The 10,659-nt window shown below is 60.8% G+C and carries 10 protein-coding genes and 1 pseudogene; 8 read left to right on the top strand and 3 right to left on the bottom strand.

The window, feature by feature from the left end; all coding sequences use genetic code 11:
• The 3 genes and pseudogenes from MFF42_RS11730 to MFF42_RS11720 all read left to right on the top strand — a co-directional run.
• Positions 1–357, top strand: a pseudogene (locus MFF42_RS11730) (ParA family protein); the annotation flags it as partial.
• Between the two features lie 2 nt (positions 358–359).
• Positions 360–737 carry a stability/partitioning determinant gene (locus MFF42_RS11725; RefSeq protein WP_238255912.1) on the top strand — a complete coding sequence of 126 codons (378 nt, stop codon included), beginning with the start codon at positions 360–362 and terminating at the stop codon, positions 735–737.
• An 83-nt stretch (positions 738–820) separates the two neighbouring features.
• On the top strand, positions 821–1,552 hold the full coding sequence (locus MFF42_RS11720) for a hypothetical protein (RefSeq protein WP_238255911.1): 732 nt from the start codon (positions 821–823) through the stop codon (positions 1,550–1,552).
• On the opposite strand, the gene MFF42_RS11715 is transcribed toward MFF42_RS11720, so the two are convergent.
• A complete protein-coding gene (locus MFF42_RS11715) occupies positions 1,549–1,737 on the bottom strand; it encodes a hypothetical protein (protein ID WP_238255910.1) in 189 nt (62 codons plus the stop codon). The genes MFF42_RS11720 and MFF42_RS11715 overlap by 4 nt on opposite strands.
• A gap of 549 nt (positions 1,738–2,286) precedes the next feature.
• Between MFF42_RS11715 and MFF42_RS11710 the strand changes: the two genes are divergently transcribed.
• Positions 2,287–3,204, top strand: coding sequence for an ArdC family protein (locus tag MFF42_RS11710; protein ID WP_238255909.1), 918 nt, complete (start codon positions 2,287–2,289; stop codon positions 3,202–3,204).
• Between the two features lie 164 nt (positions 3,205–3,368).
• Here MFF42_RS11710 and MFF42_RS11705 read toward each other — a convergent pair whose 3' ends face one another.
• Both MFF42_RS11705 and MFF42_RS11700 read right to left on the bottom strand, forming a co-directional pair.
• The gene (locus MFF42_RS11705) at positions 3,369–3,884 is read right to left on the bottom strand and encodes a GNAT family N-acetyltransferase (protein ID WP_238255908.1); all 516 of its coding nucleotides are present in this window, start codon (positions 3,882–3,884) and stop codon (positions 3,369–3,371) included.
• Between the two features lies 1 nt (position 3,885).
• Positions 3,886–4,170 (bottom strand): type II toxin-antitoxin system TacA family antitoxin, encoded by a 285-nt coding sequence (locus tag MFF42_RS11700; RefSeq protein WP_238255907.1) that lies wholly within the window; start codon positions 4,168–4,170, stop codon positions 3,886–3,888.
• 173 nt (positions 4,171–4,343) lie between these two features.
• Between MFF42_RS11700 and MFF42_RS11695 the strand changes: the two genes are divergently transcribed.
• The 4 genes from MFF42_RS11695 to MFF42_RS11680 all read left to right on the top strand — a co-directional run.
• Positions 4,344–4,670 (top strand): HigA family addiction module antitoxin, encoded by a 327-nt coding sequence (locus MFF42_RS11695; protein ID WP_238255906.1) that lies wholly within the window; start codon positions 4,344–4,346, stop codon positions 4,668–4,670.
• 33 nt (positions 4,671–4,703) lie between these two features.
• Positions 4,704–7,475 (top strand): class I SAM-dependent DNA methyltransferase, encoded by a 2,772-nt coding sequence (locus MFF42_RS11690; protein ID WP_238255905.1) that lies wholly within the window; start codon positions 4,704–4,706, stop codon positions 7,473–7,475.
• A gap of 89 nt (positions 7,476–7,564) precedes the next feature.
• Positions 7,565–9,556: a DEAD/DEAH box helicase gene (locus tag MFF42_RS11685; RefSeq protein ID WP_444980417.1), complete on the top strand. Its 1,992-nt coding sequence runs from the start codon at positions 7,565–7,567 to the stop codon at positions 9,554–9,556.
• Positions 9,549–10,659 (top strand): GIY-YIG nuclease family protein (locus tag MFF42_RS11680; protein WP_238255903.1); only part of this gene is annotated, 1,111 nt, incomplete at its 3' end. The genes MFF42_RS11685 and MFF42_RS11680, both read left to right, overlap by 8 nt.

The raw sequence follows: 10,659 nt of genomic DNA, 5'->3' as shown, positions 1-10,659 counted from the left end.
GCGTCCATGGACGCGAAGGGCGCGGCCAAAACGATTAGGTTGATCCGCAATCAGGAGCGCCTCTCGCGCCGGCAGATTCCTCACAGCATCCTTCTGACCCGCACCAGCGCCGCCGTCACCTCGCGCGCCCTGCGCAATGTTCGCGAGCAGCTCGACAAGGCGGCGATTGACGTGTTCTCCACGTCCATCGTCGAGCGTGCCGCCTTCCGCGACATCTTTGATTTTGGTGGACTGCTATCTGACCTTCGCAGCGATCAAGTCAGCAATGTGGATAGAGCCATCGAGAACGCCCGGGCCTTTGCGGGCGAGGTCATTGCGAAACTGAAGGGCGGCACGATGGCCGCCAAGGTAGCGTGATCATGACCGACAACCGCGCTGATCTAGGCTTTGCCGACGCCCTTGAAGATTTCAATGCGAGCGACTGGATGCCGCGCGCCCCGGCGGTCAATGAAAAGCCGCCCAAGGTGGCGACCGAGAAAGCCGCCGCCGCTGCGGGATTCCGGAGCCGGGAACCGCAGCCCGAAGCGGTAAAGCCGCCCGTGCGCACTGATCCACCGCGCCGGCGGCGCACAGGGCGCAACGCGCAGTTTAATCTGAAAGCCCGCCCTGAGACGATAGAAGAGTTCTGCGCGATTGCCGATGCGCAGGGCTGGGGACTCGGAGAAACGCTGGAGCGCGCCGTCGCGCTTCTTCAGCGCGAACACGGTCATGCCCCCGAGAAGAAGCAAAACCGCTGATCAAAGGCAGGCTTTCGTGTAGGTTATGGCAGGCGCAGACTTGAGGCGGCTGCGCAGCTAGACTGACAAGACAGAGAATCGCGATGTCCGGCAGCGCGGATCACAAAAATGACGGGGCTTGGTGGGGACGTCCGCAGGACGACCCGGCGCTACACGATGCGCTGAACAAGAGGTTCGCGGATTTTCGCCACGCGCATCCTCCGGTCAATTGCTGGATCGACAAGGTAGGGACAGCGGAGCTGTACCTTGGCGGCGTAAGGCGCGCGCTGGTGGATCGCCGCCGGGCGCTCGTCATGTTTTATGACGAGCAGGGCGCGCCCGCGTCGTCGGTGGTCTTTCTGCGTTCGGAGAGTGCCTACGATGTCGCCGAATCTCATCTCGGCATCGCGCGCGTTGCGGAAGTGCGCGATGAGAGCGATGAGGCTGACGAGATCCTGAGCGCGGCACCGCGCGAACGGGAAGATCGGGTCGCCGCCGAGTTCAGCAGCCGGCATGCCTCAGACGTGGAGGCGTTCCACTACCTGCGATCAGCTGTGAAGCTTCTGCGGCTTGCGGGCTCCGCATCCGGGAAATGCGCGCCGGTCGTCGACCTACTGCTCCAGGCCATCGGGGCGGAAGTGCAGGACCAGCACGAGCAGGCCGTACGCTCCATCAAAGAGGCAATCGCATTGCTGGATAGCTCTCCAGCCGACCCGCTGTTCGGCGACCCAGCATTAGCGGACTGCCGGCGGGCTCTGGAGGCAACAGAGCGGCATATGTCGGTGCAGTCCAAGCGGCCGGTACGGCGCGGCCCCGAGGGGAAAAGCGGGGGCTAAAAGCCCCGCGCTCCCGGTGCGAGCGCCAATGCGCGCGCGATGTTTTCGAGTGTGGCGAGGTTGTTGCGGCGCTCCGGCGTGCCCGCCGCCGTGCGGGCGAGCGCCTGGCTCGCCTGACGGAACAGAGCCCGCAGGTCGGATTCGGTGCGATGTTGCAGCTCGCTGATGGTCAGTAAGGTGTTCATTCGTTCCTCCTTGTTTTCAAGGCCCCGGACATCGGGACCGTTCGTGCCCGGACACACACACAATCGGCACAAGGAACGGGACTGCATGGCTGGAAGGCCGAAGCAGAACATGAGGAAGAAGGGGACGCCGCCATCTGGGCGTCATCAGAGCTGACACAAGCAAAGAGTTGATCTGGGGGCGCGTCCGGCAGGCCGGACCGGGCTTTCAGGCTGTGCCCGGAGCCGCCGCGTCGTCTCCGCCAGACGGTTTCAATCCCTCGCGCAAGAAAACAGAGCAGAGCCGGCGTTGCCGGCGCATCGGTGCGCGGCGCTCTTGCCGCCGCTTGAACGGAAGAGGGGGCGTGCCGCCCCCGAGGCCGTCAAGACCAAGCCCTCCGCTAACGCTACGGACGCCGCCGGGGCGTTCCCCGACCTTCCGCGCTGCGCTTGTGCAGGCCGGGAGATACCCCTTTCCCCGGCGGCGGTCCTGACCGCCGACCCCCCGCTCATTGGCGCGGGCCTAGTCCGGTTGCATGGCGCAACCACCAACAAGACTAGGAGAAAGACCCAATGTTTACAGACGTTTATCAGCGCATCACCGATCAGATTGTAGCAGAGCTTGAGAAGGGCGTGCGGCCATGGCTGAAACCTTGGAACGCCGTGCACGCCGCCGGGCGCATTACCCGGCCCTTGAGAGCAACCGGTATCCCGTATCGCGGCATCAATGTTTTGATGCTCTGGGCAGCCGCCACGGCGCAGGGCTTCATTGCCCCGCTATGGCTGACTTACAAACAGGCGCAGGAGCTGGGCGGACAGGTGCGCAAGGGCGAGAAGGGGAGCCTTGTCGTCTTTGCCAACACCATCAAACGCACAGAACAGGATGAAGCGACCGGCGAGGATTTGGAGCGGGAAATCCCCTTTATGAAGGGCTACACCGTGTTTAATGCCGAGCAGGTGGACGGATTGCCAGCGCACTTCTACGCCGTGCAGGAACCGGCCCTTGAGCCGGTAGAGCGCATCGAGAGGGCGGAGGCGTTCTTTGCTGCGACCGGTGCCGTAATCCGCGAGGGCGGGGACCGGGCCTTCTACAGCATGGCAGAGGACCGCGTGCAGATGCCGCCGTTTGTGGCCTTCAAGGAGCCGGAAGCCTATTACGCGACGCTCGCGCACGAGCTGACGCACTGGACCAAGCACGAGAAGCGCCTTGCGCGGGACTTTGGGCGCAAGCGGTTTGGTGATGAAGGCTACGCCATGGAAGAGCTGGTCGCCGAGCTGGGCGCGGCCTTTGTCTGCGCCGACCTCGCCTTGACCCCCGCGCCGCGCGCGGAGCACGCCGCCTATATCGCCTCGTGGCTCAAAGCGCTGAAGGATGACAAGCGGGCGATCTTTGCCGCCGCCGCCCATGCGCAGCGCGCGGCGGACTATCTGGCCAAGTTCTCGACGCACGCAGCGGCGGAGGAACCGGAAAAGCATTCGGCGGCCGCATAGCGGCGGCCGTTACTGACGGAGATCCGGACGAGCCCGACATGGGATTCTATCGCCGAGGGCAGAAATTTTCGGCCGACCGGCTGGTGCCGGTCGGCCGGTTGCTCGGCAGGAGGCGGGTTATTTTTCATATTGCGCAGGCTGGAATCTGTCGGGCGCGCCGCGAGTCAGTTGGAGCCCGCTTGCAGCAGGCGGGCCGCCGTATCGATGGGAAGGAACAGCGTCTGCGGGCGCGCGCTGAATGCCTGAAACCCATGATGCCGGTAGAAGGACGCTGCCGTGTCATCCTTGGCATCGACGAGCACCGTCAGCACCGCAGGCTCCGCCCGGAGCGCGCGCAGGATGGCGTCAAATAGCAACGCCGCCCCGAGCTGCTGACCCTTGAACCGATGGTCGACAGCGAGCCTACCGATCAGCACCGCCGGCAGCACCGGGTATCGGGGCAGGCGGCGGGTTTGCTCCGGCGGCAGGTCTTGGACAGGGATGCTGGCTGCGGCGAGCGTGTAGTAGCCAGCAATGGCAGCGCCGCCCTCTGGCAGGGCGACAAAGCAGTTGGACACGCGGCGGCGCATGTCCTGGCCGGCCTGCCGGGCAAGGTAGCCGTCAAGCGCCTCGATCCCGCAGGAGAAATCTCTGCGGTCATGGGCGGCGGACAGCGCCTCGATACGAAAAGAGGGCGGCACGCTAGGCTGAAATGATCAAGCGGCGGTGAGCGGCGGCAGCCCGGCGCAGGGCGTCGTTGGGCTCCGGCGGGTTCAGGATGGACGCGGCGAGCGCCTGCTGATCCTCAACTGCCAGCCTGAGCACCTGCGCATCCTCGATGGTGCGCTGCGCAGCCTCTTGCGCGGCCGATACAACGAAGTCGCTCAAAGACCGGCCCTGAAGCTCGGCAGCGCGGCGGACGACCGCCAGCGCTTCCGGGGAAATCCGGGCCTCAAGCCGCGTGGTGCGGGTGGTTGATGGGGGCATGATTAACCTCACTCTCTACTACTAATGTACGGGTTTTTACCGGACATTGCAAGTTTGAGCCTCAGAGGTCAGCCGGGAGGCGGTGGACGACAATATGTCAAGTGTCAAGCGACGGTTGACGGCATGATTCCCCCGCAGGTAGCATCGAACAGCGATTCGAAAGGAGCTGTCCTATGGCTGCTCGCACATCACATCGGCTTGCCGAGCCCGTCCATCCGGGCGGCTTCGTCAAGAGCGAGATCATCGAGCCACACGGCCTGTCGGTGACAGACGCCGCGCGCGCGCTCGGCATCACGCGTGCCGCTCTGTCAGCCTTCCTCAATGAACACTCCGCGCTCTCGCCAGAGATGGCGCTGCGGCTTGAAAAGGCGTTCGGCGTGTCGATGGAAACTCTGATGCGCATGCAGAACAGTTTTGACATCGCCCAGGCCCGCAAGCGGGCGGGGGAGATCAAGGTGGAGCCGTTCGCTGGCACGCCGGGCGACCGGGAGGATGCGTGACGGCATGAAGAACGCACCGGGGGACGCACGCGCATGAACGCCGTCGAAATCGAAGAAGCCATATCGGCGCTGGCCGAGCAGCCGTTCGACGGCGGCGAGTTCCCGTTCGCCTTCCTTCAGGCGTTTGGCAACAAAGAAACGACCCTCAAGCGTCTGCGCGCAGGCGCGTCGAACAAGTCCGACCTGGGCGGGGTCCTCCAGACCAACAACATTCATATCGCTGTCACGCCGCCGGGCGCGGTCACGAAGACACTCGGAGCGCTGAAGGCGAGCCCCGCTACAGCGAAGGCGAAGGCGCGCTTCATCCTTGCGACAGATGGCACGGACTTCGAGGCCGAGGACATCGACACAGGCGAGACGGTCGCCTGCGCTTACACCGATTTTCCCAACCACTTCGGCTTCTTCCTGCCCCTAGCCGGCATCACCACCGTCAAGCAGCTGCGGGAAAGCTCCTTCGACATCCGCGCGACGAGCCGGATGAACCGGCTCTACGTCGAGCTTCTGAAAGACAATCCCGAATGGGGCACTGAGGCGCGCCGCCATGACATGAACCACTTCATGGCGCGGCTGATCTTCTGCTTCTTCGCCGAGGATACAGATATCTTTCACAAGTCCGACCTGTTCACGGACACCATCGAGCAGATGAGCGCCAAAGACTCATCGAACACCCACGAGGTGATCGGCGAGCTGTTCCGCGCCATGAACACGAAGCGCGAAGAGCGAGCTAAGGCCGGGATCGCGCGATGGGCGGACGCGTTCCCGTATGTGAACGGTGAGCTGTTCTCCGGCAGCACTGACGTGCCGCGCTTCAGCCGGATCGCGCGGTCATATCTCATTCACATTGGCAATCTCGACTGGACAAAGATCAACCCTGACATCTTCGGGTCGATGATTCAGGCCGTCGCCGAGGATGAAGAGCGCGGCGCGCTCGGGATGCACTACACGTCAGTGCCGAACATCCTGAAGGTACTCAATCCGCTGTTCCTTGATGACCTGCGCGCGAAGCTGGAGGAAGCGGGAGACAATCCCCGCATGCTCCTGAACCTTCGCAAGCGCATGGCGAAGATCAGAGTCTTCGACCCTGCCTGTGGGTCCGGCAACTTTCTTGTTATCGCCTACAAGGAAATGCGCGCCATCGAGGCCGAGATCAATAATCGGCGCAGCGAAGCCGAGAGGCGTACGGAAATCCCGCTGACGAATTTCCGGGGCATCGAGCTGCGCGACTTCCCGGCTGAAGTGGCGCGGCTAGCGCTCATCATCGCGGAGTTTCAGTGCGACGAGCTGTATCGTGGACAGAAGGAGGCCCTGCAGGACTTTCTCCCGCTTGACGCCCAGAACTGGATCACGTGCGGCAACGCTCTTCGGGTTGATTGGCTAAGCGTCTGCCCGCCGACCGGGACAGGTGTGAAGCTGCATGGTGATGATCTGTTCAGCACGCCGCTGGACCAGGCGCAGATCGACTTCGAAAACGAGGGGGGAGAAACCTATATCTGCGGCAATCCGCCGTACCGAGGCAGTAAGTGGCAAACCGACGATCAAAAGAACGACATGGCCAATGCTTGGGTGCGCCATTCAAAACTAGCCAAGACTACAGACTTCGTTACGGGTTGGTTTGCTCGCTTCTTCGACTACGCGGATCAAGTTCCTAATGCAGTTTCCGCATTTGTGGCAACGAATAGCGTGTGTCAGGGCCAGCAGGCGATAGATGTATGGCCGGTAGCATTTCAGCGCGGCTGTGAGATCAGATTCGCTCACACTTCATTCAAATGGAGCAATCTAGCCAGTCACAACGCTGGAGTAACAGTGGTGATAGTCGGGCTGGGCAAAAAGTCAAATTATCCTAAGGCTCTTTATCAGGACGACATTGTTAAGCAATGCGCGGCGATTGGTCCTTACCTTGTCCCAGATAGTCTCGCCTATGTGCAGAAAGCAAACGAACCGATTGGCGAAAAGTCACCGATGCTTTTCGGCAATATGGCTCGTGACGGTGGTCACCTCTTTATGGACGCCAATTTAGCTGAAGACATCAGGAAAAATGACCCGATTGCCCGACCATTTATCAAACGATTTATAGGGTCCGATGAGTTGATCAACGGTAGGCAGAGATTCTGCTTATGGATTGACGATGTGCATGCGGCATCTGCAAAAGACAGTCACTTTGTTGCTAATAGATTAGCTCTGGTAGCCGAAAATCGTAAGAAGTCAGATGCTGAATCCACGCGTCAGTTCGCCAGGCAGCCGCACCGTTTCGTGCAGATTGCCGGTGTCGCGAAGAAATATCAAATTCTTGTGCCCGGCGTTAGTTCAGAGAACAGACCATACCTTCCGTGTGACTATCTGACGGCGGACTCTATCGCTTCCAATAAGTGCTTCGCTCTGTACGACGCCCCTCTGTGGAACATGGCGCTGATTGCATCGCGGCTTCACTGGGTTTGGATTGGGACCGTCTGCGTTCGTATGAGGACGGATTTCTCGTACTCCAACACCCTCGGATGGAATACCTTTCCGGTTCCGACGCTTACTGTGAAGAACAAGGCCGACCTGACCCGATGCGCCGAGGACATTTTGCTAGCCCGCGAGGCGCATTTCCCGGCGACTATCGCTGAGCTCTACGACCCAAGCTCCATGCCCGCCGATTTGCTCGCGGCACACGCGCGCAACGACGAGGTGCTTGAGCGAATCTATATCGGCCGTCGATTCCGTAACGATACGGAACGGCTGGAGAAGCTGTTTGAACTGTACACTAAGATGGTCGCGTCACCGGGCGCGACTGCGAAGAAGAAAAAAGCGGGGGCTGGCGCGTGACTAAAGAAAAAAGATCCGTTCCTTCCGTTTCGGTCTCCTATGCTCGAAACGGTGCGTCGACTAAGGCCAATGCCCTTGGCATGAGGCAGATGCAGGAGCGTGCCTACGAACGGCGCGGGGAGCAGTATCTCCTCATCAAGTCACCGCCAGCATCGGGCAAGAGCCGCGCGCTCATGTTCATCGCCCTCGACAAACTGCATAATCAGGGCTTGAAGCAAGCCATCATCGTCGTGCCGGAGAAGTCCATTGGCGCGAGTTTCGGTGATGAACCGCTGACCAAGTACGGCTTCTGGGCCGACTGGGTCGTACAGCCGAAGTGGAATCTGTGCAATGCGCCGGGCAACGACAACGGCGGCAAGGTCAACTCCCTGGGCGCGTTCCTTGACAGCGACGACAAGGTGCTGGTCTGCACGCACGCAACCTTCCGCTTCGCCGTGGACAAGTTCGGTGTCGAGAAGTTCGACGACCGCCTGATCGCCGTCGACGAATTCCACCACGTGTCAGCAGACCCTGATAGCAGGCTGGGTCAGCACCTCGGAGCCTTCATCGCTCGCGACCGGGCGCACATCGTCGCCATGACCGGCTCCTATTTCCGGGGCGATGCGGTGCCTGTTCTTGCACCGCATGATGAGGCGAAGTTCGATACTGTCACCTACACCTACTACGAGCAGCTGAATGGCTACGATTATCTTAAGCAACTCGATATCGGCTACTTTTTCTATTCCGGCTCCTATGTTGATGACATCGCACAGGTCATCGACACGGAAGAGAAAACGATTGTCCATATCCCGAACGTGAATTCTCGTGAGAGCACGAAGCGCGGCAAGACGACCGAAGTCAGTGAGATTATGGGAGTGTTGGGAAGCTGGGAGGGCAAAGACCCCGCAACTGGCTTCGACCTCGTGAAGCGCGTCGATGGACGAATTCTTAGAATTGCTGACCTCGTCGATGACGGTCCTGATCGGCACGCGAAGGTTCTGGCCTCGCTGAAAGACCCGGCGCAGAAGAACAACCGCGATCACGTCGACATCATCATCGCGCTCGGCATGGCCAAGGAGGGCTTTGACTGGATTTGGTGCGAGCACGCTCTCACGGTCGGATACCGATCCAGCCTCACCGAGATTGTACAAATCATTGGTCGTGCGACGCGCGACGCGCCGGGCAAGACTCGCGCGCGCTTTACAAACCTGATTGCCGAACCGGATGCCGCTGAAGCAGCGGTCACCGAAGCGGTGAACGACACGCTGAAAGCCATCGCCGCCAGTCTGCTTATGGAGCAGGTTTTGGCACCGAGATTTAACTTCACCCCGAAGAACCCGCAAAGCGGCCCGGTCGAGGGTTTCGACTATGGCGAGGGGGGCTACGACCCCAATAAGGGCAACGTCGGCTTTAATGAAGAAACCGGCCAATTCCACATCGAGATCAAGGGCCTTGCCGAACCCAAGAGCAAGGAAGCCTCACGGATTTGTAGCGAAGATCTGAATGAGGTGATTGCCGCCTTTGTCCAAGACAAGACCACCATCGAGCGCGGGCTGTTCGACGAGGAGATGATCCCCGAGGAGCTGACCCAGGTCCGCATGGGAAAAATCATCAAGGACAAGTACCCCGAGCTTGATGAAGGAGACCAGGAGGCGGTCCGTCAACACGCCATTGCAGCCCTGAACTTGACGCAGCAGGCAAAACAGATCGTCCTTGGCGACGGTGAAGGCGGCGCGGGTGGCGGCCGGGATGCCGAGCCTGCCGGCAATACCGCACTGATCGATGGCGTTCGCAAATTTGCGATGGACGTGCGCGAACTCGATATCGACCTGATCGACCGGATCAATCCTTTTGGCGAAGCCTACGCCATCCTCGCCAAGACCATGAGCGAGGAGAGCCTGAAGCAGGTTCAGGCGGCCATATCCGCGAAGAAAACGCGGATAACGCCCGAGGAAGCGAAGGTCATCGCCAAAAGGGCCGTTGAATTCAAGCGCGAGAGGGGTCGCCTGCCTTCCATAACGGCAACAGACCCTTGGGAGAAACACTTAGCCGAGGGCGCTGCTGCTTTCGTTCGTTACAAGGATGAGGGCCGCTATGTCTGACCTTGATCTGGATGAACTCCGCGCCGAGCTGGAAGACTTCGCCGAGCCTGAAAAGAAGGGTGGCCGTTCTCCCCAGGAAGAACGCGTCATCGCCGGCTTCGAAGACATTCAGCGTTTCGTCGAATTGCATGGCCGCGCTCCGCAGCATGGCGAAGACCGTGACATATTCGAGCGTCTCTATGCGGTTCGCCTGGACCGGCTGCGCACGCTTGAAGAATGCCGAGCAATCCTCGCACCGTTTGATCGCCAAGGGCTTCTTGTTGGTTCGACCGCTCCATCGGCTGCGCCGGTGGATACCATGGATGACGACGACCTCATGGCAGAGCTCGAAGGCGCTGCGGGTACATCGGACATCAGGGATTTGAAGCATGTACGGGCCGCCGCCGACAAGCGCGCGGCTGAGGAAATCGCCAACCGCACGCTTTGCAAGGACTTCGAGACTTTCAAGCCGCTGTTCGCCCAGGTCAGGAAAGACCTCGACGCCGGCGTGCGCAAGACGCGGCCCTTCCAGACGATGGCCGAAATCCAGAAGGGCGAGTTCTTCATCGTTGGCGGCCAGACCGCCTATGTCGCGGAAGTGGGCGAAGAGTTCATGACCGAATACGAGCGTCGCGACAGCCGTCTGCGCGTGATCTACGATAACGGCACGGAGGCCGACGTACTGCTGCGCTCGCTGCAACGCGCACTCCACCGCGACGAAGCGGGGAGGCGGATCACCGATCCCGTTGCCGGGCCGCTATTCGCCAGTGAGAGCGAAGACGGCGACCTCGCCAGCGGCACGATCTATGTGCTCCGCAGCAAGTCCAACGATCCTGCTATCGCACAGCATCGCGACGTGTTGCACAAGATCGGTGTGACGGGCGGTGACCTGAAAGCGCGGCTCGCAAATGCCAAGCTCGACCCGACCTTCCTGCTGGCCGACGTAGAGATTATAGCCACCTACAAGTTGGCCAACATCAACCGGACTAAGCTCGAAAACCTCATCCATCGCATATTTGATCCGGCCCGGCTCGACATCAAGATCAAGGATCGCTTCGGCCATCCGGTTGTCCCACGCGAGTGGTTTCTTGTCCCGCTGTTCGTCGTCAACGAGGCCGTCGAGC

The organism is Methylorubrum podarium, from assembly GCF_022179745.1.
GTDB lineage: Bacteria > Pseudomonadota > Alphaproteobacteria > Rhizobiales > Beijerinckiaceae > Methylobacterium > Methylobacterium podarium.
Note: the sequence above shows the minus strand (reverse complement) of the source record. Positions and strands in the feature narration are given on the sequence as shown.